We start from the raw sequence: 24,974 nt of genomic DNA, 5'->3' as shown, positions 1-24,974 counted from the left end.
CGTTCACACCGTGCGGGCGGACCATGCAAAACCGGCCGGAGGCCGGGCCGCCCAAGGCGGGGGCGCGCCCGGCCTCCGGCCGGTTGCGTTTGAAGCGCAGCTTATTGCCTTATTGCGTCAAGGTCGACGCCTGCACCGCCGGTTCCGCCACCGGGCCGCCGACGGTCGGCACGTCGGCCGATTCGGAGGGCCGGATTGCCTTCACGACGAGCCGCTCGGGGTGGATCTGCCGGTTCAGGTGCTGGGTTTCGCGCGTACCCGAAGAGGGCGTCGGGCCGAACATGCCGGCAATGGCCGCAAAGGCCAGCCCGTTGGCGAGAATCAGAATGGCGATCAGCCAGCGCAGCATCGTGTGAAGCTCCTTCGAAATCGTTCGTTCAGTTTCAGGGCCAGATATGGGCGCCGCGGCGGCGAAGCGCTCTTCAGCACTGCGCCGCGATGAGCGCCAGGCCCGAAAGCACCAGTGCATCGTGGCGAGTATGCGGCACCTTGAGCGCCGCTGTCACTTCGGCCGCGGCGCCGCCGCTCACCACGAGCCGCACCGGCATTCTCCACGCATCCTGTAAATCGGCCCAGGCGCGCTCGATCAGCGCCGCCTGCGCAAGCGCACAGCCCGCCGAAATCGAGCTTCGCGTGTCGGTGGCGAAGGCGATGCCCGGTTGCGCAGCATCTGCCATGCCGCCGGCGACCACGGGCAGTTGCGCCGTGTGTTCGCCGAGCGAGCGCATCATGAGCGTGAAGCCCGGCGCGATCATGCCGCCCACGAACGTGCCGTCGGCGCGTAGCGCTTCGAGCGTGGTGGCCGTGCCGAACGTCGCGATCAGGAGCGGCTCGCCCGGATACGCGGCGTGCGCGCCGATCATGCCCGCCCAGCGGTCGCTGCCGAGGGAGTCGGGTGTCGCATAGCTGTTCGTCACGCCGCACTGCTGCGCGCAGGCCCGCACGACCGTGCGCGTGAGACCGGGCCAGTGCGCCTCGACTAGCGCGTCGAGGCGCTCCCCGACTGACGCGCCCGCGACGTTCGAAATCCACGCGCCAGTGGGCCGGGGCAGCGCTGCCCATTCCTCGCAACCGGCCTCATCACGTGGGGCGGGCGTGGATGGCGCGCCGTCATCACGCATGTGATCCATCGCACCCGCATGCAGGCGCGACCCGTCCTGTGCGACGAGCGCCCATTTGATCCTGCTGTTGCCTGCGTCGATCAGGAGGAAGGGGCCGCGGCTCATGCGCCGCTGTCCGCGAGCCGCAGCGACACGTCGCCGGCCGTGACAGTCTCGCGCCCGGTCGGCGTATCGACGAGCAACTGGCCGCGCTCGTCCACGCCGGCCGCCGTGCCGCGCAGCAGCTCCCGGCCTTGCTCGTAGATGGCGACCTCGCGGCCCGCGTACGCGTGGCACGCGTTCCAGCGCGCCTGGAAGGGCGCGAAGCCCGCCGCGCCGAAGCGTTGCAGCGCGGCTTCGAGCGCGTTGAGTTCGGCGGCGAGCGTGTCGGTGAGATTGGCGTTCGGCCAGGCGCGCGAGAGCGCCGTGGGCGTCGTGCCGGGCACGACGGCCGCGCTGCCGCCGGCGGCGTTGAGCGCTTCGACCTTGGCGGCGAGCGCATCTTCGCCGCGCACGTTCGTGCCGATGCCGATCACGACCGCTGTGGCGTCGGCGGTGGTCCAGGCCGTCTCCACGAGGATCCCCACCAGCTTGTCGCCTTCGAGCAGCACGTCATTGGGCCACTTGAGCGCGATTTGTCCGGGCGCCGTCACGGGCAGCGTGCGCAGGCCGTCCACCAGCGCCGAGCCGATGGCGAGGCTCAAGCCCGCAAGTCCTTCGATCGGACGTGGCAGCACGCAGCCGATCGAGAACAGCAGCGCGTCGCCGGGCTGCGCGACCCAGGTGCGGCCGCGCCGGCCGCGGCCGGCTGTTTGCAGATAGGCCACGCGCACGATCGGCCGCGCGAGCGCGTCGCGCTTTTGCGGCAGCGCCTTCAGGCGCGCCATGAGGTCGGCGTTGGTCGAGCCGGTTTCCTCGACGATCTCGATGGGCCAGTCGTGCGCGGCCGGGCCGAACAGCGTAATCGCGCGGTTGCGGTCGATGCGCCAGTCGTCGGCGCTCGGAGTATCGGGGGTGGGGGGCGTCGCATTCATGTCTCATATTGTAGTGGCTGGGACGCGGGCGGCAGGCCGCAACGCCGGGTTTGACCCGAAATGTGGGTAATTCACATGCCACCCACAGGCGGCCCACAGGTTATCCACGGAATCATCCACAGGCTCGAAGGTGTCCGATGGTGACCATCGCGCCGCCGATTTCCTTGCAATTTGCTTAATCTTTAGGCAATTCACAGCTCGCCCACAGGCAGTCCACAAGTTATCCAGAGATTTGTCCACAGTGCGTCTCGGTTGTGACTGTCGGCTGTGCGCTTTCGGCCCGACGAAACGGGGCGCGTTCGCTACAATGTTTGCTCACCCCGTCCGTCGAGTGCTTACCCTTGAATCAAGACACGCCGCCCGGCCTTGAAGTCTCGGCCGGCACCCACGGAAAGACCGTGCGCCTGTCTGGCCAGTGGACAGCGCTCGCGCTCGCGCGCGACCGCGACCAGGGCGGCGCGGCAGTGCGGCTGCGCGCGCTCGCCGAAGAGCGCGTCGGCGAATGGGACCTCTCGCGCGTGGAGCGCATGGACCACGTGGGCGGCCAGGCGCTCTGGCGCGTCTGGGGCCACAAGCTTCCCGCCGATCTCGTTGACCTCACGCAAACGCAGCGCGATATCTTCGAGCGCATCGCGCTGCTCGATTCCGTGCGCGAGCCGGCGGAGCGCGTTGTACGGATCGATCCGGTCACGCAGCTCGGTCTCGCGATTTTTTCGTTCTTCGACCACCTGTACGGCGGCATCGCCATGTTCGGGCGCGTGATCCTCGATCTGCTGCTCGTGCTGCGCAAGCCGAAGGTCACACCGTGGATCGAGATTTCCGCGAACATCTACAACGCAGGCGCGCGCGCACTGCCCATCACGGCGCTCGTCGCGTTTCTGATCGGGATCGTGCTGTCGTACCTCTCGGCGCAGCAATTGCGGCTGTTCGGCGCGAACCAGTTCATCGTCAACATCCTCGGTCTCGCGGTGATCCGCGAACTCGGGCCCGTGCTCTCGGCGATTCTCGTGGCGGGGCGCTCGGGTTCGGCCATCACCGCGCAGATCGGCGTGATGCGGGTGACCGAAGAACTCGACGCCATGCGCGTGATGGGCATCTCGCACGGGCTGCGCCTCATCCTGCCGCGCGTCATCGCGCTCGGCGTCGCCATGCCGCTGCTCGTGATCTGGACCGACATCATTGCGTTGCTAGGCGGCGCGATCGCGGCGAAGATCGTGTTGGGCATCGACATTTCGTGGTTCATGCGCTCGATGCCCAGCGTCGTGCCGATCGCCAACGTGTGGATCGGCCTCGGCAAAGGAGTGGCGTTCGGCATGCTGGTGGCGATCGTGGGCTGTCACTTCGGCTTTCGCATCAAGGCGAATTCGCAGAGCCTGGGCGAGGGCACGACCACGTCAGTCGTCACGTCGATCACGATCGTGATCCTCGCCGACGCCGTGTTCGCGATCCTGTTCCAGAACGTGGGGCTTTCATGAGCACGACTGGCACGACGGTAACGACGATCGAGACGAAAACGACCGGCACGATCACCACGCCGCTCAAGGAGGTCGCCCAGGATCTCCCGCTGCCGACAATCGGCGAGCCGGTGATCGAGGTCCACAACCTCTCGAAGCGCTATGGGCGCAACATCGTCCATCAGCATCTGAACCTCGAGATTCGCCGCGGCGAGATCGTCACGCTCGTGGGCGGCTCGGGCTCGGGCAAGACCACGCTCGTGCGCCAGATCCTCGGGCTCGAGAAGCCGACCTCGGGCAGCATCAAGATGTTCGGCGAAAACATCACGACCATCGACGCCGAGCACGCCCGCCTCATGCGCACGCGCACCGGCATGCTGTTCCAGCAAGGCGCGCTCTTTTCGTCGCTCACGGTGTTCGACAACATCGCCCAGCCGGTGCGTGAGCTCGGCAAGGTGCCGGCCGGCCTGCTGCGCGACATCGTGATGCTCAAGCTCGAAATGGTCGGGCTGCCGTGCAAGCACGCCTCGAAGATGCCGGCCGCGCTCTCGGGCGGCATGATCAAACGCGTGGGCCTCGCGCGCGCGATCGTGCTGGAGCCGGAACTGCTCTTTCTCGACGAGCCCACGGCCGGGCTCGACCCGCGCTCCTCCGACGAAGTGGTGGAGCTCATCAGCACGCTGCACCGGGCGTTGGGCCTCACGGTGGTACTCGTCACGCACGACCTCGACGCCATGGTCGCGCTCTCCACGCGCGTGGCCGTGCTCGCCGAGCGCAGGGTGCTCGTGGCGGCGCCAGTGGAGGAGGCGGCGAGCGTCGATCATCCGTTCATCCGCGAGTACTTTCTGGGCATGCGCGGTCGGCGCGCGCTCCAGGCGCTGCCGCCCGAGCGGCGCGCGAAGCTGCCGCCGGCGGCGCTCGCTCCCGCGGCGGTGGGGTACAAGCCGTGGTAGGGCCCGCGCACGACAATAACCGGCTTAGCCAGCGCCTCGCGGCCGCCAAAGAAGGAATCTGACGATGGAAAACAAACCGCATGCGTTCTGGGCGGGCATGTTCACGATAGTGCTTCTCATCGTGATCGCGCTTGTCGTCATCTTCTTCAGCGCAGACCGCGCCGTGCGCGTGCCGTACGACCTCATCTCGCGCTCGAGCGTGACGGGCCTCTATCCGGATGCGGCGGTGCGCTTTCGCGGGATCGACGTGGGCAAGGTGCAGTCGATCAAGTTCGATACCCAGCATCCGGGCCAGATCCGCATTCGCATTCTCGTCGACCAGAAGGCGCCGATGACGCGCTCCACCTTCGGCTCGCTCGCGCTGCAGGGCGTGACGGGCATCGCGTTCGTGCAGCTCGACGACAACGGCATCGACCTCTCGCCGCTGCATTCTTCGCTGGCGCATGTGGCCGAGCTGCCGTTGCGCCCAGGCCTGCTCGATCAGCTCCAGCGCCGCGGCGACGCGCTCCTGCGCAAGCTCGACAACATCGCGGGCGACATCGACCAAATGCTCTCCGAAGACAACCGCAAGCAGGTGATGCAGGCCGTGAACAGCCTGCAGCAGGCCGCGAGCAGCGTGAACGTGCTCGCCCAGCAGCTCCAGCCCACCACGAAGGCACTGCCGGGCGCGGTGACCGAGCTGCAGCGCACGCTGCAGTCCACCAACACGCTCGTCACGAGCATGAACCGCCCGGACGGCCCGTTCCAGACCAACCTGAACAAGGCCGGCACGGCGGCGGCCCAGGCGGGCGCGGCGCTGACCTCGATCGACGCCTCGATCCAGGAGCTTTCGGCGCGCGTGGGCTACGACACGCTGCCGCGTGTGGACTCGCTCACCGACGACGTGCGCTCAGCCATGCGCTCCGTGGACCGCGCGGCGGGCACCTTCAGCATGAGCCCGCGCAGCGTGCTGTTCGGCGGCGCGCCGCAGCCCGCACCCGGGCCCGGCGAGCCGGGCTTTGCGTGGCCGTCCGCTGCGGGGACGAAGTAAGTCGCGCTCCCGTGTGCGGCCTTACGCGGCACCATTCGATGCACTTTCGCGCGGCGCCTGCGCCGCGCGCCCAAGAAGGAAACGCAATGTCACGTACTTCACGCCTGCCACGATCGATGCAACGCGCCGCATGGCTGGCGGCGCTCGCGCTCGGTGCGCTCCTGGCCGCCTGCGCGGGCAGTCCGTCTTCGATCAACGATGTTCGCTACGACCTCGGGTTGCAGTCGTCGCAGGCGGTGCAGGGTGCGCAGGCCGCCCCCGCGGCGCCGGGGGCCAAGCCACTGCTGAAGGTGCTGGCTGTCAGTGCGCCGCCGCCGCTCGAAAACGACGGCATCGTCTACCGCATGAATTTCGATTCGCAGCGCACGGCACGCTACGCGAACAGCCGCTGGACGATGTCGCCCGCGCGGCTGCTCACGGAACGCCTGCGCACGTCGCTTGGCGCTTATGCGACTGTGGTCGCGGGCGGCGACGCCGTGCATGCGCCGATGCTCAAGGTCGAGCTGTACGAGTTCGAGCAGGTGTTCGAGAGCGAGACGCAAAGCGCGGGCGTGCTGGCGGCGCGCGCCACGCTCATGCAGGGCGGCAAGGTGCTGGCGCAGCGCTCGTTCGCCACGCGTGCCCCGGCGGCGACGCCGGACGCCGCGGGCGGCGTGCGCGCGCTGCAGGCGGCCAGCGACGATTTCGCGAACCAGCTGGGTGCGTGGCTGAGCACGCAGTCATTGGCGGGCACGCCTTGAGGGGGGCGTCGAGGGGCAGATACAGGCGCGCCGCGATGACGGCGCGCGGCGTGGCATTGGGGGCAAGGGCGGGATAGCGGCATGATCGAAGCGGGACGGCTCCGGCTGCGCGCCCCGCACGGCGGGCGGCGCGGGATGGACGGCGACGAGGGTGGCCAAAGCGGTGGCCCGGGCGCAGGCGAAGAGCGCGGTGCGATCGCCAGCGGCGACACACCTGCGCCGCATGCGGCTACGCCCGCGTCCGCGTCGTCATCCCCGACGCCCGCCCCCGCACGCGAGCCGCTGCCGCGCCAGGCCTCGACGCTCTCGCGCCAGTCGCTCGCGCTCTACACCGCGCTGATCGTCTACGGCTCGTGGTATCCGTTCTCCGGCTGGCGCTCGCTCGGCCTCAGTCCCTTTGCCTATCTTGGCGATCCGTGGCCGCGCTACTGGACGGTTTTCGACATCGTCACCAACGTGCTCGGCTACATGCCGTTCGGCGCGCTCGTCGTGCTCGCCGCGTGGCCGCGCTGGCGCGGCTTGCTCGCGGTGCTGCTCGCCGCGGTCGCGGGCACGCTGCTCTCGGGCGTGATGGAGGCCGTGCAGACCTGGCTGCCCACGCGTGTCGCGTCCAATCTCGATCTCGCCTCGAATGCGCTCGGTGCGTTGCTCGGCGCGCTCGTCGCGGCGCCCGCCACCGGCGCGCTGCTCGAGCGCGGCTTCCTGCGCCGCCTGCGCTTTCGCTGGTTCGAGCGCGACGCGGCCGTGCTGATGGTGCTCGCGGGGCTCTGGCCGTTCGCGACGATGTATCCCACGCCGCGACTCTTTGGCTTGGGCGAGTGGGCGCGCGCGCTGTGGCAGCGCCTCGACGGCTCGATGCAGGACGCCGTGCTCGCCTGGACGCCCGCCGCCTGGCATCTGCGCTCGCTGCCCGACATGCTCGCCGCGCGTCTGCCCGATAGCGGCTGGGAGGCGATCGTCACGACGCTGAACCTGTTCGGTGCGGCGGCGTTCGCCACGCTCCCCATGCGCTCGCGCGCGCCGCGTGCGCGGCTCGTCATCGCGCTCATTGCGGTTACCCTCGTCGTCAAGGTGGGCGCGACCTTTCTGCAGTCGCAAAGCGGGCTCATCTTCGACTGGGCGACACCGGGGGCACTCGCGGGCCTCGTGTGGGGCACGTTGCTTGCGTTTCTCGCACTGCGCCTGCCACGCGCCGTGCGCGCGGCGGCGGCGACGCTCGCGCTTGCTGCGGCCCTCGTGTTCGCGAACGTGCTGCCCGTGAACCCGTATTTCGACGTCGTGCTCGCGGACTGGCGCCAGGGCCGCTACCTGCACTTCAATGGCCTCGCGCGCTGGCTCGCATGGACATGGCCGTGGGCCGCGCTCGCGTGGACGGCGTTTTCGCTCGAACGCGCGTGGCTCGTGCGGCGCGCTCGCCGGGCCGCGAAGCGCGCTCGCCACGACGCGTGAACGGTCGCGGGGCTCATCTGAGCGTTCACGCCACGCTCGTTATAATCGACCGCATCGCCGCGCAGCCACGCTCGCGCGCATTTCAACGTAATGCAATGCCTCATGTAACGCCTCAGGCGGGCCACGCGCTTTCAGCAAGCCTGCGCTCACTGCACGACACTCACCGGTGCCCCACGCCATGACCGATTCGTTCTACAAGTACCACGTCTTTTTCTGCCTGAATCAGCGCGAGCCTGGCGCGGACCGCCCGAGCTGTGCGAACTGCAACGCGCAAGCCATGCAGGAGTACGCGAAAAAACGCGTGAAGCAGCTTGGCCTCGCAGGCCCAGGCCAGGTGCGCATCAACAAGGCGGGTTGTCTCGACCGCTGCGAGGAAGGCCCGGCCGTCGTCGTGTATCCGGAAGGCACGTGGTACACGTATATCGACGAGAGCGATATCGACGAAATCGTCGTCTCGCATCTGCAGAACGGCCAGGTGGTCGAGCGCCTGAAAATCGACCGCTAACTGGCCGCAGATTGACCGATAAGGACTGCCGCACGATGAACGCCCAGACACAAAAATTCCAGATCGACGGTCCCGTCGGCAAGATCGAATGCGCGCTCGACGTGCCCGACGCCGGCACGACGCCGCGCGGCATTGCGCTCGTCGCGCATCCGCATCCGCTCTTCGGCGGCACGATGGACAACAAGGTCGCGCAAACGCTCGCGCGCACGCTCGTGCAGCTTGGGTACACGACCTACCGCTCGAACTTTCGCGGCGTAGGCGAAACGGCCGGCACGCACGACAACGGCATCGGCGAGCAGGACGATCTGCTCGAACTCATTGACTACATGCGCGCGCAACCGGGCCAGGCCGACGTGCCGCTCGTGCTCGCGGGGTTTTCGTTCGGCACCTTCGTGCTCTCGCACGTCGCGAAGCGCTATCTCGAAGCGGGCGGCGCGATCGAGCGCATGGTGTTCGTCGGCACCGCGGCGAGCCGCTGGGAAGTCGCGCCCGTGCGCGAAGACACGCTCGTGATCCACGGCGAACTCGACGACACCGTGCCCATTCTCTCGGTGTACGAGTGGGCCCGCCCGCAGGAATTGCCGATTGTCGTGATTCCGGGGGCAGAACACTTCCTGCATCGCAAGCTGCACATCCTGAAGCGCGTCATCGTCGAAGCGTGGCGCTGACGACGCATTTGCATCGGGCCGCGATGTTTCGGGGCCTGATGCAAGGCGTTCGTCATGCGTCGAATGCCGAGAGAAATGCGTGAAAAATGCACGACAGGTATGCGCAAACGTGTGACATCGCGAAAATTCGCCGCGACGTGACGCGTATAATGTTCGCCAATTTTGTGCTTGCTGCGCTGCGATCGGCGCATGCACGTTATCCGCATTCCGCCTTTTACCGACCGTGCGCCGCATGGCGCGCTACGTTCATCCCGTCCCAATTCAGCCCGACCTGAACCTATGCGTTTTCTCTCCTCCGGCCAACCGTCTTCTTTCGTTTCTTCCTCGATCGTCCGCAACGTCACGCTCGCAGCGCTGTTGCCCGCCTCGCTTCTCGCGAACGCGGATGCATTCGCCCGTACGCCCGCACACAGCGCGGGCGTGAAAGTGCAGGCGCAGCCGCAAGCAGAAGTGGCTGTCGGCACCCCTGCGGACAACGTGCTCGGCGGGCTGCCGCCTCCGGGCGTGAATGCGCGCTCGTGGGTGCTCGTCGACGCCACCGCGAACCAGGTGCTCGCCTCCGGCAATGCCAATGAGCGTGTCGAGCCCGCGTCGCTCACGAAGCTCATGACCGCGTACCTCGTGTTCGAGGCGCTGCAGAGCAAGAAGATCACGATGGATCAGATCGTCAATCCGAGCGAAGCCGTGCGCCGTGTGAAGAACGACGAGTCGCGCATGTTCATCGAAGCCAACAAGCCGGTCTCGGTGCATGACCTCGTGTACGGCATGATCATCCAGTCGGGCAACGACGCGGCTATCGCGCTTGCCGAACTGGTGGGCGGCAGCGAAGCGAACTTCGTCAACATGATGAACGCCGAAGCGGCGAAGCTCGGCATGACGCACACGCACTTCGCCGATGTGAACGGCATGCCCGACCCGAATCACTACACGTCGGCCGGCGACCTCGCCACGCTCTCCGCGCGTCTGATTCGCGACTATCCCGAGTACTACGACATCTTCTCGGTCAAGGAATTCAAGTACAACAACATCAAGCAGCCGAACCGCAACCGCCTGCTGTGGATCGACCCGACGGTCGACGGCCTGAAGACCGGCCACACGCAAGCCGCGGGCTACTGCCTGATCGCGTCGGCCAAGCGCCCGATCGCGGGCGGCGGCAACCGCCGCCTCGTCTCGGTGATGATGGGTGAGGAGAAGGAACACGATCGCGTGCAGGACAGCCTGAAGATGCTGAACTACGGCTATAGCGCGTACGACACCACGCGCATCTATCAGGCGAATCAGGCCGTGGCGACGCCGCGCGTCTACAAGGGTACGCTCGACGCCGTGAAGGTCGGCGTGCAGAAGGACCAGTTCGTCACGCTGCCCAAGGGCGCTGCCGACAAGGCCAAGCCGCAGGTCGAACTCTCGAGCCCGCTGATCGCACCGCTCACGGTTGGCCAGCAGGTCGGCACGGCGAAGTTCGTCGGCGCGGACGGCAAGGTGCTCGCGCAGGTTCCGCTCGTTGCGCTCGAAGCCGTGCCGCAGGCCGGCATCGTGGGCCGCGTGTGGGATTCGCTCATGCTGATGGTCAACAAGAAGAAGGGTTGATGAGCGCTTCAGCGATGCAAGCGGCCGAGCCGCTCGTCTGGCTCAACGGCGAGCTCACGCCGCTTTCCGAAGCGCGCATTCCCGTGCTCGATCGCGGTTTTATCTTCGGCGACGGCATTTACGAGGTCGTGCCCGTTTATGCGCTCAACGCGGGTGAGGCCAAGGTGCGTGTGCCGTTTCGCATGACGCACCATCTCGCGCGGCTCAAACGCTCGCTCGAGAAGGTCGGCATTGCGAATCCGTTCGACGAAGCGGGCTGGCGCGCGCTGGTCGCGCGCCTGATCGAGGCGAATGAAGCCGCGGGCGCGCTCGCGCGCGAGGCTCACGCCAACTTCTACGTGCAGGTCACGCGCGGCGTGGCGCCGCGCGGCCACGCCTTCCCGGCGGCGGCCACGCCCACCGTGTTCGCGATGGTCAATCCGCTCAAGCTGCCAGGCGACGCGCAGCGCGAGCAAGGCGTGCGCTGCGTCACGGCGGAAGACAAACGCTGGCTGAACTGCGACATCAAGTCGACCTCGCTGCTCGGCAACGTGCTGATGGCGCAGCACGCAGCGGAAAACGACGCGTTCGAGACGATCCAGCTGCGCGACGGCTGGCTGACCGAGGCGTCTTCGTCGAACGTGTGGATCGTGAAGGGCGGCGCGCTCTTTGCGCCGCCGCGCAGCAACCGCATTCTCGAAGGCATTCGCTACGGCCTGATCGAGGAGCTGGCCGAGGAATGTGGCGTGCGCTTCGAAGCGCGCGAAGTATCAGAAGCCGAACTGCGCGAGGCGGACGAGATTCTCGTGACCTCGGCAACGAAGGAAGTGCTGGCGGTCGTCTCGCTCGACGGCAAGCCAGTTGGCGGTGGTAAGCCGGGCCCGGTCTACGCGGCGCTCCACGCGGCGTATCAGCGCGCGAAGCAACGCGAGGCAGAGGCTGTGCGAGTATCGGCCGCCGAGCTACAGGAAGTGGAGAAATGAACGTGACACAAATGAATGTGACGCAGCAGGCAAGCAACCCCGAAGCGAAAGAGTCGCTGATCGAATTCCCCTGCGATTTTCCGATCAAGGTGATGGGCAAGACGCATCCGGAATTCCAGGACACGATCGTGACGGTGCTGCGCGAATTCGACGGCGGCTTCGACGCCACGACCATCGAGACGCGTCCGTCGAGCGGCGGCAACTACACGGGCCTCACCGTGACGGTGCGCGCCACGAGCCAGGCGCACCTCGACGACATTTACCGCGCGCTCACCGGGCATCCGATGGTGAAGATCGTGCTGTAAGGGCTGGCGTTCCGCTGGCTGGAGTTTCAACGACAAGGGCCGCACACAAGTGCGGCCCTTGTTGCATCTGCGGCTTCTATTTCAGGGCATGTCGCCGATGCGCGCGCGTTGCGCCGCCGCGGCGGCCGTCATCAGCGGACCGGCTTCGCAGGCGTCCTCGTAGAGCCGCCGGAAACGCGCAACCTCGTCGAACACCCAGTCGCGAAACGCCTGCACGCGCTCTGTCTGCATGCGTTGCGGCGGGCAGATGAAGTAGTAGCGCCACGGGCTCGGCCCGTCGACGTCCTTGAAGAGACGCACGAGGCGCCCGAGCGTGATCTCGTGCATGGCGAGCGAGCGGCGCACGAGCGCGATGCCCTGGCCGTCCATCGCGGCCTGCAGCAGGTTCGACGAGTCCTGGTAAAGCACGCCGCGCTTCGGTTCGGGCAGGTCCTCGAGGCCCGCCGCGTCGAACCAGGGGCGCCAGAGTTCGTCGTCCGAGCGCAGCAGCGGCAGCTTCGAGAGTTCGCGCGGGTCCTCGGGCAGCTTGCCGCCGTTGAAATCGGGCGAGCAGGCGGGAAAGAAGATCTCGTCGAGCAGGAGCTCGGCGTGCAGCCCCGGATAGTGGCCGTAGCCGAAACGGATGGCGACATCGACATCGTCGCGCGCGAAGTCGGTGAGCGAATTCGTGGATTGCAGCTCGACGTCCCACTGCGGATGCGCCTCGATGAAGCGGCCGATGCGCGGCGTGACCCAGCGCGCCGCGAACGACGACAGCATCGACACCACGAGCCGCCGGTCGCGGTCGCCCGCGCGAATTTCCTGGGTGGCGTGCGCGAGCTGGTTGAGCGCGTCGCGCACCTGACCGGCGTAGCGGCGGCCGGTGTCGGTCACGCGCACGCGCTTGCCGTCGCGGGCAAAGAGCGCCACGCCCAGCTCCGCTTCGAGCGCGCGGATCTGGTGGCTCACGGCGCCGTGCGTGACGAAGAGTTCGTCGGCGGCGCGCGAGAAGCTTTCGTGGCGGGCGGCGGCCTCGAAGGCCTTGAGCGCGTTCAGCGCGGGTAGCTGGCGCAGATCCATATCGTATTTTTTCTCACATAGCCGTGAAAATTGATCGTTTTGCTCGATCCCTTATGGCATCTAGGATTGTAGCCATTGGAGCAGGTCATTCGGAGTCGAAAATGAGAGAAATTTCTTCGGATATCACGTTTGAAGTGGCGGCCGATCAAACGGCTTCTGTACGCGTCACGCGCAGCACGCGGCTGACCGTGAAGTGCGGCACCATCTGGGTCACGCGCAGCGACGACACCGCCGACTACTGGCTCGAACCCGGCCACACGCTGCGGCTGCGGCGCGGCGAGCGGCTGTGGATCGGCGCGGAAGGCGGTGCGGCAGCGTGGGTCGGGTTCGCGGCGCCGGCGCGCCTGAGCGAGCGCGTGGTCGATCTGGCCGCGCGCGCCGCGCAGCGCGCAGGCGTTCACATCGGCGACGGCTGGCGCACGGTTTGATCGTACGGTTGTCTTTTCAAAACGGCGGCGATGGGAGGGCAACCCCACCGCCGCCGTTATCCGTAGCATGCCCGGCGCGCTTGTCCCGAATTCGGTAAACTCCCGGAATCATGTGCGCCACCCCGGTTTCACCCTCGCAAATTTCTTCCGACCCCGGCGAAGCCGCGGCCGCGTCTCAAACGGCAAGTTCGCCCATCGTCGTGCGCTGGCGCGGCAACGAGGCTTATCAGGCAAGCTTCGACGCCATGCGCGAGTTCACGACTGCCCGTGACGCCCATACGCCGGACGAAATCTGGCTCGTCGAGCATCCACCCGTGTTCACGCTTGGCCAGGCCGGCAAGCCCGAGCACCTGCTCGTGGCCAACAGCGGCATCCCGCTCGTGCAGATCGATCGCGGCGGGCAGATCACGTACCACGGGCCGGGCCAGGTGGTGGCCTATCTGCTGCTCGACTTGCGGCGACGGAAGCTGATGGTGCGCGAGCTCGTCACGCTCATCGAGGACGCCGTGATTGAAACATTGGCGGCGTATAATCTCGCGAGCGAGCGCAAGGCCGGCGCGCCTGGCATTTACGTGCCACAACAGGCAACCGGCGCGAGCGCCGCGCACACGGGCGCGAAAGTCGCCGCCCTCGGGCTGAAGATCCGCAACGGCTGCAGCTATCACGGCGTGAGCCTGAACGTGTCGATGGATCTGGGTCCATTTCTCGCGATCAATCCCTGTGGTTACGCCGGTCTCGAGACCGTCGACATGGCCACGCTGGGTATCGATGCGAGTTGGCGCGATGTCGCCGCCACGCTGGCGGCGCGGCTCGAGGCGAATCTCGCGGCGCACGCAGCAACCATTCTTTTGGCAGCCGAAGCGGCTGCCACAGACCCTTCAGCCGAAGCGGCTGTCGTGGAACCGGCCGTATCGGCCGTCTCCGGCGGGGAACCGCCGCAACCGCAGGCTGGCGTTGCTCCGGCGGCCTGACTGGATCGAAAGCATGACTGACATCACTGCGAACCCCGCTGGCGCCAACGCCGACGCCGTTCCCTACGACGCCACCGCAAAACAGAAGGCGCAGGCCAAGACCTCGCGCATTCCGATCAAGGTCATTCCCATCGAGAAGCTCAAGAAGCCCGAGTGGATCCGCGTGAAGGCGGCCACGGGCAACTCGCGCTTCTACGAGATCAAGAACATCCTGCGCGAGCACAACCTGCATACGGTGTGCGAGGAAGCGAGCTGCCCGAACATCGGCGAATGCTTCGGCAAGGGCACCGCGACGTTCATGATCATGGGCGACAAGTGCACGCGCCGCTGCCCGTTCTGCGACGTGGGCCATGGCCGCCCCGATCCGCTCGACGCGGACGAACCGGCGAACCTCGCGCGCACCATCGGTGCGCTCAAGCTCAAGTACGTCGTGATCACGAGCGTGGACCGCGACGACCTGCGTGACGGCGGCGCAGGCCACTTCGTGGAGTGCATCCGCCAGGTGCGCGAACAGTCGCCCGAAACGCGTATTGAGATTCTCACGCCGGACTTCCGCGGCCGTCTGGATCGTGCGATCTCGATCCTCAACGCCGCGCCGCCGGATGTGATGAACCATAACCTCGAAACGGTGCCGCGCCTCTACAAGGAAGCGCGTCCGGGTTCGGACTACGCGCACTCGCTCAAGCTGCTCAAGGACTTCAAGGCGCTGCATCCCGAAGTCGCGACGAAGTCGGGCCTGATGGTGGGGCTCGGCGAAACGCCGGAAGAGATTCTTCAGGTCATGCGCGATCTGCGCGACCACGACGTCGACATGCTGACGATCGGCCAGTATCTCCAGCCTTCCGAGCATCACCTGCCGGTGCGCGAATACGTGCATCCCGACACGTTCAAGATGTACGAGGAAGAGGCGTACAAGATGGGCTTCACGCACGCGGCCGTTGGCGCGATGGTGCGTTCGAGCTATCACGCCGATGTGCAGGCGCATGGGGCGGGGGTGGTTTAAACAAGCCGCCGCTTGCCGCACGCAATCGAAAAGCCCGCTGAAATGCGGGCTTTTTGTTTTGCGCTGCGCTCGAACAGCGCGACACACGCAGCGATTCCAGGCCCATCCACCTCAACGCGAAAAGCAATGCTTCAGCAGCGTCATTAGCTAACGCGGATAAGTTAGAACCACCTGCCGCCAGACTCCCTATAGTCGGAACCTTCATTCACTCGAACGTCGTTCCGCCGGAGTCTCTCGATGAACCCTCGCGCCATCCCTGCATTCGCACGCCGCCCGCACATCGCCGCCGTTGCATTCGCCGCCGCCTGCCTCGCCGCCGCGTTCGGCACGCCGCGCGCGCACGCCGAAACGCGCGAGGTCGTGATCGCGTATCAGGACATGGTGGTGCCGTGGCGCTACGCGCAGGCGACGGGTGAAGTCGAAAAGGAAACGGGCTACAAAGTCACCTACCGCAAGCTCGCGAGCGGCGCCGACGTGATCCGCGCGCTCGCCTCGGGCTCGGTGCAGCTCGGCGAGGCCGGTTCGAGCCCGATCGCGGCGGGCCTCTCGCAGGGCGTGGATCTCTCGCTCTTCTGGATTCTCGACAACATTAACGACGCCGAAGCGCTCGTCGCGCGCGACGGTTCGGGTGTGACGAGTATCGCGGGCCTCAAAGGCAAGACGATCGGCGTGCCGTATGTCTCGACCTCGCACTTTCACGCGCTCGTCGCGTTGCAGAACGCGGGCGTGAATCCCGCCGACGTGAAGATCGTCAATCTGCGTCCGCCGGAAGTCGCGGCCGCCTGGCAGCGCGGCAATATCGACGCGACCTACATCTGGGACCCCGTGCTCGCGCAGGTGAAGAAGAACGGCCGCGTGCTGATTACGTCGGGCCAGGTGGCGAAGGCCACGGGCAAGGCGACCTTCGACGGCTTCGTCGTGGACAAGCGCTTCGCGAAAGACAACGCTGACTTCGTCGCGAAGTTTGTGAAGGTGCTGGCCGCCGCCGATGCCGATTACAGCGCGCATCGCACCGCGTGGAGCGCCGCCTCGCCGCAGGTGCAGGCCGTGGCGAAGGAGTCGGGAGCGGATGCCGCAGAAGTGCCCGCGAGCCTCGCGCTCTACGCGTTCCCCACGCCCGCCGAGCAGGCCTCCAGGCAATGGCTGGGCGGCGGCGCGCAGTCGGGTGCGGCGCAGTCGCTGCTCGCAACGGCCGCCTTCCTCAAGGAGCAGGGCACGATCCAGAATGTGCTGCCCGACTACTCGGTGGGCGTCGATCCGCAGTACGTGCAGCGCGCCGCTGCGCATTAAGCGCAAGGAACTGCACATGAGCGCGCTCGCGATCCGCGATCTCACCGTTATCTACGAAGGCGCGCGACGTGACGCTGCGCCGAACGTCGCGCTCGCGAACGTGAACCTCGATGTGGCGAGCGGCGAGTTCGTCGTGGCGCTCGGTGCATCGGGCTGCGGCAAGACTACGTTGCTCAACTGCATCGCGGGGTTCATCGAGCCGGCGCTTGGCGAGGTGCGCGTGAACGGCGCACGCGTGGAGGGCCCGGGTGCCGAGCGCGGCGTGGTGTTCCAGAAGCATGCGCTGCTGCCGTGGCTCGACGTGCTCGATAACGTCGCGCTGGGTTTGCGCTTTCGGCGCGTGCCGAAGGCGCAGCGCGAGCGCATCGCGCGCGAGCAGCTTGCGCTCGTGGGGCTCGAAGCGCAGGCGCGCGAACGCGTGTACGCGCTCTCGGGCGGCATGCAGCAGCGCGTGGGCATTGCACGCGCGCTCGCAAGCGATCCGCAGATTCTGCTGATGGACGAACCGATGGGCGCGCTCGACGCCATGACGCGCGAGCAGGTGCAAACGCTCGTGCTCGACGTCTGGGCGCGCACGCAGAAGACGGTGTTCTTCATCACGCACAGTGTGGAGGAGGCGCTTTTTCTCGCGACGCGCATCGTGGTCATGACGCCGGGGCCGGGCCGCATCGAGCGCGAATACGAGGTGCCGTTCGCGCGCCAGTATCTCGCCACGCGCGATGCGCGCGCGGTGAAGTCGTCGCCGGAATTCATCGCGTGGCGCGAGCGACTGGTGGATTTGCTGCACGCGGACGCTGGCGCACACGAGGAGCCGGTATGAGCGTGCCGCAAGAGTCGTTGAGAGACGTTGCGCTGAAGGCGCGTCGCGTCACACCTTTGGCCGTTGATGCACGCGAGGCGAAAACGGCCCGCTCGAAAGTCTGGCGCATGCCCGGCGAAGGCCCGACTGCCGCGCTGAGCGCGGCCTCGGTGGCGGCGCTCGCGCTGCTCTGGTGGCTCGCCACGCATCTGCACTGGCTGCCGCCCCTCTTTCTGCCGACGCCCGAGGCCGTCTGGCACGCCTTCACCGACGCGCTGCACGGTCGCATTCAGGGCGGCCTGCCGCTCTCCGAGCATCTGTTCTGGAGCGCGCTGCGCGTGTTCGGCGCGTTCCTGCTGGCGGTGGTGACGGCCGTTCCCGTCGGTATTCTGATGGGCGTGTCGCGCATCGCGCGCGGCCTGCTCGATCCGCCGCTGGAGTTCTACCGTCCGCTGCCGCCGCTCGCCTATCTGCCGCTCGTGGTGATCTGGTTCGGTATCGACGAGACGGCCAAGATCGTCGTGATCTGGCTCGCGTGCTTCGCGCCGATTGCGATGGCCGCGCGCGCCGGTGCGAAGAGCGCGAGCGTCGAGCAGATCCGCGCGGCGGCGTCGCTCGGCGGCGGCTTCGCGCAGATCGTGCGCTTCGTCGTACTGCCCGCCGCGCTGCCGGAGATTCTCACGGGCCTGCGCATCGCCATCGGCTTTGGCTGGACCACGCTCGTGGCCGCCGAAATGGTCGCCGCCACGGCGGGCCTGGGCCAGATGGTGCTCAACGCGTCGAGCTTCCTGCGCACCGATGTCGTGGTGATGGGCATCGTGCTGATCGGGCTCATCGCCTGGGGCTTCGATCTGGGCATGCGCGCACTGGAAAAGCGGCTCGTGCCGTGGAAGGGGCGGGGTTGATCGCTTTCTGGAAATCCAAACGCCTATAGGGCGCGATTCTGGAAACCCAGATTCGCGTCATGCTTCGTCGGATAAAAATCCTTATAAATCAACGGCGTGAGCGCCTGCGCTAGCTGGCACTCTCCTTGCAATTAAGAACGCGCGGCCACCCAGGCTGCGACATAAAAACAGCAAGGAGACAGCCGATGTCCGATCCCATCTTCCGGTTTCGCTGATCCCCAGTTTCGTCCTGTCGCGGCCCGAACTCGTTTCGTTCGGCCATTGGCTTAACTCATTTGCGGGAACCATCGTGAAGAAACCTCTCCACAAAGTCCTCTACGTCCAGGTGATCGTGGCGATCGTCATCGGCGTGATCCTCGGCCACTACTGGCCCGCCCTCGGCATCGACATGAAGCCGCTCGGCGACGCCTTCATCAAGCTCATCAAGATGGTGATCGGGCCGATCATCTTCTGTACCGTCGTGACCGGCATTGCCGGCATGGAGGACATGAAGAAGGTGGGCCGCGTGGGCGGCAAGGCGCTGCTCTACTTCGAAATCGTCTCGACCTTCGCGCTCGTGCTCGGCTTGATCGCCACGCACGTGCTGAAGCCGGGCGCGGGCTTCAACGTCGACGTCCATTCGCTCGACGCCAAGGCCGTGGCCAGCTACGCCGAGAAGGCGCACGGCCAGAGCTCGGTCGACTTCCTGATGCACATCATCCCCGACACGATCACCTCGGCGTTCGCACAGGGCGAAATCCTGCAGATCCTGCTGATCGCGCTGCTGTTCGGCGCCGTGCTCACGCAAATCGGCGAGCGCGGCCGCGTGGTGACCGAGTTCATCGACAGCGTGTCGGGCGTGCTGTTCGGCGTCGTGAAGATCGTCACGAAGCTCGCACCGATCGGCGCGTTCGGCGCAATGGCGTTCACCATCGGCAAGTACGGCGTGGGCTCGCTCATCCCGATGCTCAAGCTCATCGGCACGTTCTATCTCACGTCGATCGTGTTCGTGCTCGTCGTGCTCGGTACGATCGCGCGCTTCACGGGCTTTTCGATCATCCGCTTCGTTTCCTACATCAAGGAAGAAATGCTGATCGTGCTCGGCACGAGCTCGTCGGAATCGGCGCTGCCGCAGCTGATGCAGAAGCTCGAGCGCCTTGGCTGCTCGCGCTCGGTGGTGGGCCTCGTGGTGCCGACCGGCTATTCGTTCAACCTCGACGGCACTAACATCTACATGACGATGGCGGTGCTCTTCATCGCCCAGGCGACCAACACCGACCTCACGTGGACGCAGCAGCTCACGCTGCTGGCGGTGACGATGCTCACCTCGAAGGGCGCGAGCGGCGTGACCGGCGCGGGCTTCATCACGCTTGCGGCGACGCTCGCCGTGGTGCCGACCATTCCGCTCTCGGGCATGGTGCTGATCCTCGGCATCGACCGCTTCATGAGCGAGTGCCGCGCGCTCACCAACATCGTCGGCAACGGCGTGGCGACGGTCGTGGTCTCGGCATGGGAGAAGGAGCTCGACCGCAACAAGCTGCGCGCCGTGCTCTCCGGCGAGATCGAAGAAATGAAGGAAAACGCGGGCGCGTAAGTCCCGCTGGGCGGGCGCGCGCAAGCTGTGAGGCGCGCGCCGCCCGCCGATGTTTCGCCTCTCGATGTTTCGCGGCCATAGCCGCTGGGCGGCGCGAGCGTTTCCCCTGCGTGAGCGTCGCCCTTTTTGTTTTTCTCGTCTGACCTGGCTGCACGTTGTCTGCGTGTGCCCGAAGCCCGCTGTCTGCCCTGGACGTCCGGGACGCCCCAGCGCGGCCGTGTGCCACAATCTCCCTCATCCCCCTCGACCGTCTGGAAGCCGCTCACGTGACGCGCCGCCTCATCATCCTCTTCGCGCTCGCAGCCGGCCTCGTCGCGGTCTGCGCGCTGACGTGGGCGCTCACGTGGCAGGCCGGCATCGACGCGCTGCGCCGCAATGCCGCCGTGCGCGGCGACCGCACCGCGGCCTCGCTCAAGAGCACGCTCGAGCGCTACGACTCGCTGCCCTATATCGTCGGCGAGCATCCGCTCGTGCAGGACGTGCTCGTCGATCCGCGGCCCGAGTGGGTGGCCGCCGCGAATCGCTATCTCGAAGACGTGAACCGCCACGCGCGCGCCACGACGACCTACATCATCCGCGCCGACGGCATGAGCATCGCGGCCAGCAACTGGCGCGATCCCGACAGCTTCGTCGGCGTGGATTACCGCTTCCGGCCGTATTTCATCGACGCGATGAACGGCGGCGTGGGCCGCTTCTTCGGCATCGGCACGATCTCGCACGATCCGGGCTACTACGTTTCACAGCCCGTGCGGCGCGACGGCAAGATCGTCGGCGTGGCCGTGGTGAAGCTCAATCTCGAATGGTTTCCGGGCACCGATGCCTCGGAGCCGCTGCTCGTCACCGACGATCACGGCGTGATCTTTCTCTCCTCAGTGCCCGCGTGGAAGTACCGCACGGTGCGCCCGCTGCCGCCGGCCGTCGTGGCCTCGATCGACGCCACGCGCCAGTACGCAAGCGAGCCGATCGCGCCGCTGCCGACGAGCGTCGAGCGCGTGTTGCAGGGCGACGCCGACATCGTGCGCATGGGCGCGGGCATCCGTGCGCCGCGCTACCTGGAAACGCGCCGCTCGCTTGGCGAGCCCGACTGGCATCTCGTCACCATGTCGTCGATCGACCCGGTGCTCGACGCCTCGCGCAACGCGACCATCATGACGGGCTTCGGCTATGTGTCGCTGTGCCTGTTTGGCTTTTACTGGCGCATGCGGCGCGCGCGCGTGAAGGAGGTGATGCGCAGCCGCGCGATGCTGCAAAAAGCCTACGCGATGCTCAACGAGCGCGTGGCCGAGCGCACCGCCGATCTCTCTCAGGCGAACGAGCGCCTGCAGCGCGAGGTGGCGGAGCGCACGCGCGCCGAGGCGGAACTGCGCGCCACCCAGGACGAGCTGATCCAGGCGAGCAAGCTCGCGGCGCTCGGGCAGATGGCGGCGGGCATCACGCACGAGCTGAACCAGCCGCTTGCGGCCCTGCGCAGCTTCTCGGACAACACGCGCGTCTTTCTCGAGCGCGGCCAGTACGCGGCGGCCACCGAAAACCTGGAGGCGATCGGCTCGCTCACCGATCGCATGGGCAAGATCGTGAACCAGCTCAAGCTGTTCGTCGGGCGTGCACGGCCCAAGAGCGCGCGCGCACCGGTTGCCCGCGCGCTGCGCAACTCGCTCGCGTTGCTCGGCAAGCGGCTCGACGGCGTGCGCGTCGATCTCTCGTTGACGCAAGACGGCGCACCGCCGGTGCCGCTCGATGTGGATGCCGAGTACCCGGACCTGAGCGCGCAGAGCGACGACCTGCGGCTCGAGCAGGTGCTCATCAACGTGCTTGGCAATGCACTCGACGCCGTGGCGGGCCTGCCGTCGCCGCGCATTGCAATCGACGTTCAGGCGAGCGCTGCGACGCTCGCCATCGCGGTGAGCGACAATGGGCCGGGCATTCCGGAAGAGGTCTTGCCGCGCCTCTTCGAACCGTTTTTCACAACGAAGGAAATGGGGCAGGGGCTTGGCCTCGGTCTCGCGATTTCCTCGTCGATCGCACGCGACTGCGGCGGCTCGCTCACGGCGAGCAACGCACCGGAAGGCGGCGCGCGCTTCGTGCTGACATTGCGACGTGCGCGCGCGGACGCCGCGAGCGCGGCGCGTGCGGCCGGGCTGTGAAGTCTGTAGCCCGCTTTTGAATGAATCAGGATGACGAACGAACACGGTGAACGCATGGTCAACACCGCGCCCGGCCGGGTGCTCTACGTAGAGGATGACGAGCTCGTGCGCCGTGCGGGCGTGCAAAGCCTGCAGCTCGCGGGCTTCGACGCCGCCGGTTTCGCCAACGCGGAAGGCGCGCTGCCGCTCATCGACGCCGACTTCGCGGGCGTCGTGGTGAGCGATATCCGTCTGCCGGGCATGAGCGGGCTCGACTTGCTCGCGCAATGCCACGAGCGCGCGCCCGAGGTGCCCATCATCCTCGTGACGGGTCACGGCGATATCTCGATGGCCGTGCAGGCCATGCGTGACGGCGCGTACGACTTCATCGAGAAGCCGTTCGCCTCCGAGCGTCTCATCGAAACGGTGCGGCGCGCGCTGGAGCGGCGCCTGCTCGTGCTCGAAAACCTCGCGCTGCGCCGCGAACTGGCGGGGCAGAACGCGCTTGCGCCGCGCATCATCGGCAAGAGTCCGGCCATCGAACAGGTGCGCAAGCTCATTGCGAACGTCGCGCCCACGGACGCCTCGGTGCTCATCAACGGCGACACCGGCGCGGGCAAGGAGCTGATCGCGCGCAGCCTGCACGAGCTTTCGCCGCGCCACGACAAACCGTTCGTCGCGCTGAACTGCGGCGCGCTGCCGGAGACGATGTTCGAGTCGGAGATGTTCGGCTACGAGGCGGGCGCGTTCACGGGCGCGGCAAAACGGCGGATCGGCAAGCTGGAACACGCGAGCGGCGGCACGCTCTTTCTCGATGAGATCGAGAGCATGCCGCTCTCGCTGCAGGTGAAGCTGCTGCGCGTGCTGCAGGACGGCGTGCTGGAGCGCCTCGGCTCGAACCAGCCGGTGCGCGCCGACTTGCGCGTGGTCGCGGCGGCCAAGGGCGACATGAGCGAGCACGTCGCCGCGGGGACGTTCCGGCGCGACCTGTTGTATCGGCTTAACGTCGTGACGATCGCGCTGCCGCCGCTCGCGGAGCGCCGCGAGGATATCGTGCCTTTGTTCGAGCATTTCCTGCTCGATGCGGCGGTGCGCTACCAGCGTCCCGCGCCGCTCCTCACCGAGCGCGACCGCATGCGCCTCGCGCAGCGCGACTGGCCGGGCAACGTGCGCGAGTTGCGCAATGCGGCGGACCGCCGGGTGCTCGGGATTCCCGACGATCTCTCCACGGGCGCGGCGGGCGGTGACGACGATGCGTTGCCGCTCAAGGAGCGTGTGGAGCAGTACGAACGCGCGCTGATCGCCGACGCCCTTCAGCAGAGCAACGGCGCGGTCGCCCAGGCCGCCGAGCGGCTGCAGATGGCGAAAGCCACGCTGTACGAGAAGATTCGCCGCTATGGGCTGGTGGCGCGCGGCGAGGCGTGAAGACGTAAAAAAAGCAGCGGAGTTTCCGCTGCTTTTTCGTTGGCCAGCCGTTGCGTACGTTGCGTATCAGGTCGCCAGCGCCTTTTGCAGCAACTGGTCGAGTTCCGCGAACTGCGGCTCGCCCACATAGCGCTTGAGAATCTTGCCGTCGCGGCCGATCACAAAGGTCGTGGGCGTGAGCTGGACGTTGCCGAACTGCTTCGCCGCCGAGCCGTCATCCATCGCCACCTTGAACGGCAGCTGACGCGTTTGCGCGTAGTTGGCCACGTACATCGGCGCGTCGTAGTTCATCGCCACGGCTACGAACTCAAGACCTTCGCCCTTGAAGCGGTTATAGGTCTGGACCATCTTCGGCATTTCGGCCATGCAGGTGGTGCAGCTCGTCGCCCAGAAGTTGACAAGGTAGACCTTGCCCTTGAGGTCGTTCGTGGAGACCTTCTGCCCGGACAGGAGCGTGAAAGTCGCGTCGGGTACGCGCTGCTGGCTGCCGAAAAAGGCGAAGTAGCCGGCCACGGCGATCGCGACGACCACCACCGCCGCGCCGATGCGCATGAGCGCGCCAGAACGCGAGTTCGATGAATTCTGGGATGCAGCAGTCATGAGTCTTGCCTCGTGCGCCAGACGACGCGGGTGTTTAGCCGAAACATTGTAGCGCCGAATTTCCCGGCATAGCGGTTGCTGGACAACACCCGGGTATGCGCCGGCGGATAATGTCGCGCACCTTTCACTCCCGTGACGACTCGCGCCCCATGGCCCTAGACATCCTTCGCCGCGTCCGCCTTTCGCTGAACCTCCCGTTGCGCGCCTTCGTTCCCGCCCGCCTGGCGGCGCTGGGCGTAGTTGCCGCCGCGCTCACGCTGGCTGCCTGCTCACCCACCTACGACTGGCGCACGATTTCGAATGACGCGAGCGGCTACTCGATCGACATGCCGGCCAAGCCCGACAAGGACGAGCGCAGCATCGTCGTGAACGGCACGCCCATGCGCATGCGCGTGCAGACGGCCGAAGTCGCTGGCGACGTGTTCGTGGTCGGCACGCTCGACCTGCCCGACGCGCAGCCCGCAACGCAGCAAAAGGCGCTCGACTTCCTGCGCGCGGGCCTCGCGCGCAACGTAGGCGCGCCGACCGACGCGCACGCGGTGGCGGTGCCGCTCGCAGCGGGCGGTTCAGTCGACGGTGTGGAGATGCGCATCGCTGGCAAGGCGGGCGCAAATGGCGAGACGCGCACGATCCACGCACGGCTCGTCGCGAAGGGCGCGCGCGCCTACCAGGTGGCGATCGTCGGACGCAGCGAGCCCCCCGTCGAGCAGGCCGACCAGTTCTTCGGATCTTTCAAGCTGTACTGAGTTTTTGGACTCCGCAGTACGCCTGACGGAGCGATGTTTCGCTCACGCAGCGACGGGCGTTTGCGGGCCGAAGTGAAAGTTGCGCCGCAGGTAAACACGCTAATTACCGGATTTGATTGAGGGTTTACTGGTTACCCACAGGACCTGTGGGTAACTTTGTGGAAAACAATGCGGCGTTGGCCGGAAAGGGCCGTCCTGTGGGCTTTCTGTTAGTTTTTACTGCTTTTCTGTAAACGCAGAAAGGCAGAAGAATCAATGGGTTATG

General features: G+C 66.7%; 25 protein-coding genes. 20 read left to right on the top strand and 5 right to left on the bottom strand.

Going from position 1 to position 24,974, the window contains the following annotated elements; translation table 11 throughout:
* Positions 1-109 precede the first annotated feature (109 nt).
* The 3 genes from VSR72_RS28950 to VSR72_RS28940 all read right to left on the bottom strand — a co-directional run bounded on the left by VSR72_RS28950 (position 110) and on the right by VSR72_RS28940 (position 2,134).
* Positions 110-349, bottom strand: coding sequence for a hypothetical protein (locus tag VSR72_RS28950; RefSeq protein WP_342955747.1), 240 nt, complete (start codon positions 347-349; stop codon positions 110-112).
* Positions 350-422: 73 nt separating this feature from the next.
* A complete protein-coding gene (locus VSR72_RS28945; RefSeq protein ID WP_342955746.1) occupies positions 423-1,226 on the bottom strand; it encodes a type III pantothenate kinase in 804 nt (267 codons plus the stop codon).
* Positions 1,223-2,134 carry a biotin--[acetyl-CoA-carboxylase] ligase gene (locus VSR72_RS28940; protein ID WP_342955745.1) on the bottom strand — a complete coding sequence of 304 codons (912 nt, stop codon included), beginning with the start codon at positions 2,132-2,134 and terminating at the stop codon, positions 1,223-1,225. The genes VSR72_RS28945 and VSR72_RS28940 overlap by 4 nt, the downstream gene beginning before the upstream one ends.
* 341 nt (positions 2,135-2,475) lie before the next feature.
* On the opposite strand from VSR72_RS28940, the gene VSR72_RS28935 reads away from it, so the two are divergent.
* The 10 genes from VSR72_RS28935 (at position 2,476) to VSR72_RS28890 (ending at position 11,787) form a co-directional block, all read left to right on the top strand.
* Positions 2,476-3,609, top strand: coding sequence for an ABC transporter permease (locus VSR72_RS28935; RefSeq protein WP_342955744.1), 1,134 nt, complete (start codon positions 2,476-2,478; stop codon positions 3,607-3,609).
* Positions 3,606-4,541 carry an ATP-binding cassette domain-containing protein gene (locus VSR72_RS28930; protein WP_342955743.1) on the top strand — a complete coding sequence of 312 codons (936 nt, stop codon included), beginning with the start codon at positions 3,606-3,608 and terminating at the stop codon, positions 4,539-4,541. Before VSR72_RS28935 ends, VSR72_RS28930 begins: the two co-directional genes overlap by 4 nt.
* Positions 4,542-4,605: 64 nt before the next feature.
* Positions 4,606-5,571 (top strand): MlaD family protein, encoded by a 966-nt coding sequence (locus VSR72_RS28925; protein ID WP_342955742.1) that lies wholly within the window; start codon positions 4,606-4,608, stop codon positions 5,569-5,571.
* An 86-nt stretch (positions 5,572-5,657) separates the two neighbouring features.
* The gene (locus VSR72_RS28920; protein ID WP_342955741.1) at positions 5,658-6,311 is read left to right on the top strand and encodes an ABC-type transport auxiliary lipoprotein family protein; all 654 of its coding nucleotides are present in this window, start codon (positions 5,658-5,660) and stop codon (positions 6,309-6,311) included.
* 81 nt (positions 6,312-6,392) lie between these two features.
* The gene (locus VSR72_RS28915) at positions 6,393-7,760 is read left to right on the top strand and encodes a VanZ family protein (protein ID WP_342955740.1); all 1,368 of its coding nucleotides are present in this window, start codon (positions 6,393-6,395) and stop codon (positions 7,758-7,760) included.
* A gap of 178 nt (positions 7,761-7,938) precedes the next feature.
* Complete coding sequence (locus tag VSR72_RS28910) at positions 7,939-8,265, top strand: (2Fe-2S) ferredoxin domain-containing protein (RefSeq protein WP_321907556.1); 327 nt, start codon at positions 7,939-7,941, stop codon at positions 8,263-8,265.
* A gap of 35 nt (positions 8,266-8,300) precedes the next feature.
* A complete protein-coding gene (locus tag VSR72_RS28905; RefSeq protein WP_342955739.1) occupies positions 8,301-8,933 on the top strand; it encodes an alpha/beta fold hydrolase in 633 nt (210 codons plus the stop codon).
* 279 nt (positions 8,934-9,212) lie between these two features.
* Positions 9,213-10,520: a D-alanyl-D-alanine carboxypeptidase family protein gene (locus VSR72_RS28900; protein ID WP_342955738.1), complete on the top strand. Its 1,308-nt coding sequence runs from the start codon at positions 9,213-9,215 to the stop codon at positions 10,518-10,520.
* A 14-nt stretch (positions 10,521-10,534) separates the two neighbouring features.
* Positions 10,535-11,482 (top strand): D-amino acid aminotransferase, encoded by a 948-nt coding sequence (locus VSR72_RS28895; RefSeq protein ID WP_342955756.1) that lies wholly within the window; start codon positions 10,535-10,537, stop codon positions 11,480-11,482.
* Positions 11,479-11,787, top strand: a complete 309-nt coding sequence (locus VSR72_RS28890) for a DUF493 family protein (RefSeq protein WP_342955737.1) — start codon at positions 11,479-11,481, stop codon at positions 11,785-11,787. Before VSR72_RS28895 ends, VSR72_RS28890 begins: the two co-directional genes overlap by 4 nt.
* An 81-nt stretch (positions 11,788-11,868) precedes the next feature.
* Here VSR72_RS28890 and VSR72_RS28885 read toward each other — a convergent pair whose 3' ends face one another.
* The gene (locus VSR72_RS28885; protein ID WP_342955736.1) at positions 11,869-12,846 is read right to left on the bottom strand and encodes a transcriptional regulator GcvA; all 978 of its coding nucleotides are present in this window, start codon (positions 12,844-12,846) and stop codon (positions 11,869-11,871) included.
* 101 nt (positions 12,847-12,947) lie between these two features.
* Here VSR72_RS28885 and VSR72_RS28880 point away from each other — a divergent pair, with 101 nt between their 5' ends.
* The 9 genes from VSR72_RS28880 (at position 12,948) to VSR72_RS28840 (ending at position 23,363) form a co-directional block, all read left to right on the top strand.
* Entirely contained in the window at positions 12,948-13,274 is a 327-nt protein-coding gene (locus tag VSR72_RS28880) for a DUF2917 domain-containing protein (RefSeq protein WP_342955735.1), read from the top strand.
* Between the two features lie 110 nt (positions 13,275-13,384).
* Positions 13,385-14,245 carry a lipoyl(octanoyl) transferase LipB gene (lipB, locus tag VSR72_RS28875; protein ID WP_342955734.1) on the top strand — a complete coding sequence of 287 codons (861 nt, stop codon included), beginning with the start codon at positions 13,385-13,387 and terminating at the stop codon, positions 14,243-14,245.
* 13 nt (positions 14,246-14,258) lie between these two features.
* Entirely contained in the window at positions 14,259-15,248 is a 990-nt protein-coding gene (gene lipA, locus VSR72_RS28870) for a lipoyl synthase (RefSeq protein ID WP_342955733.1), read from the top strand.
* A gap of 237 nt (positions 15,249-15,485) precedes the next feature.
* Complete coding sequence (gene tauA, locus VSR72_RS28865; protein ID WP_342955732.1) at positions 15,486-16,538, top strand: taurine ABC transporter substrate-binding protein; 1,053 nt, start codon at positions 15,486-15,488, stop codon at positions 16,536-16,538.
* Positions 16,539-16,554: 16 nt separating this feature from the next.
* On the top strand, positions 16,555-17,358 hold the full coding sequence (locus tag VSR72_RS28860; RefSeq protein ID WP_342955731.1) for an ATP-binding cassette domain-containing protein: 804 nt from the start codon (positions 16,555-16,557) through the stop codon (positions 17,356-17,358).
* A complete protein-coding gene (locus VSR72_RS28855) occupies positions 17,355-18,242 on the top strand; it encodes an ABC transporter permease subunit (RefSeq protein ID WP_342955730.1) in 888 nt (295 codons plus the stop codon). Before VSR72_RS28860 ends, VSR72_RS28855 begins: the two co-directional genes overlap by 4 nt.
* 289 nt (positions 18,243-18,531) lie before the next feature.
* Complete coding sequence (locus VSR72_RS28850; protein WP_342955729.1) at positions 18,532-19,815, top strand: dicarboxylate/amino acid:cation symporter; 1,284 nt, start codon at positions 18,532-18,534, stop codon at positions 19,813-19,815.
* Between the two features lie 188 nt (positions 19,816-20,003).
* A complete protein-coding gene (locus tag VSR72_RS28845) occupies positions 20,004-21,959 on the top strand; it encodes an ATP-binding protein (protein ID WP_342955755.1) in 1,956 nt (651 codons plus the stop codon).
* 54 nt (positions 21,960-22,013) lie between these two features.
* Positions 22,014-23,363, top strand: coding sequence for a sigma-54 dependent transcriptional regulator (locus VSR72_RS28840; protein ID WP_342955754.1), 1,350 nt, complete (start codon positions 22,014-22,016; stop codon positions 23,361-23,363).
* A 66-nt stretch (positions 23,364-23,429) separates the two neighbouring features.
* Here VSR72_RS28840 and VSR72_RS28835 read toward each other — a convergent pair whose 3' ends face one another.
* The gene (locus tag VSR72_RS28835) at positions 23,430-23,963 is read right to left on the bottom strand and encodes a TlpA disulfide reductase family protein (RefSeq protein WP_342955728.1); all 534 of its coding nucleotides are present in this window, start codon (positions 23,961-23,963) and stop codon (positions 23,430-23,432) included.
* Positions 23,964-24,112: 149 nt separating this feature from the next.
* Between VSR72_RS28835 and VSR72_RS28830 the strand changes: the two genes are divergently transcribed.
* Positions 24,113-24,709, top strand: a complete 597-nt coding sequence (locus VSR72_RS28830) for a hypothetical protein (protein ID WP_342955727.1) — start codon at positions 24,113-24,115, stop codon at positions 24,707-24,709.
* Positions 24,710-24,974 lie beyond the last annotated feature (265 nt).

Origin of the sequence: Paraburkholderia sp. JHI869, from assembly GCF_038900775.1 — a bacterium.
Lineage (GTDB): Bacteria > Pseudomonadota > Gammaproteobacteria > Burkholderiales > Burkholderiaceae > Paraburkholderia.
The sequence above is the reverse complement of the archived record's forward strand: the minus strand, read 5'-3'. Positions and strand labels throughout refer to the sequence as shown.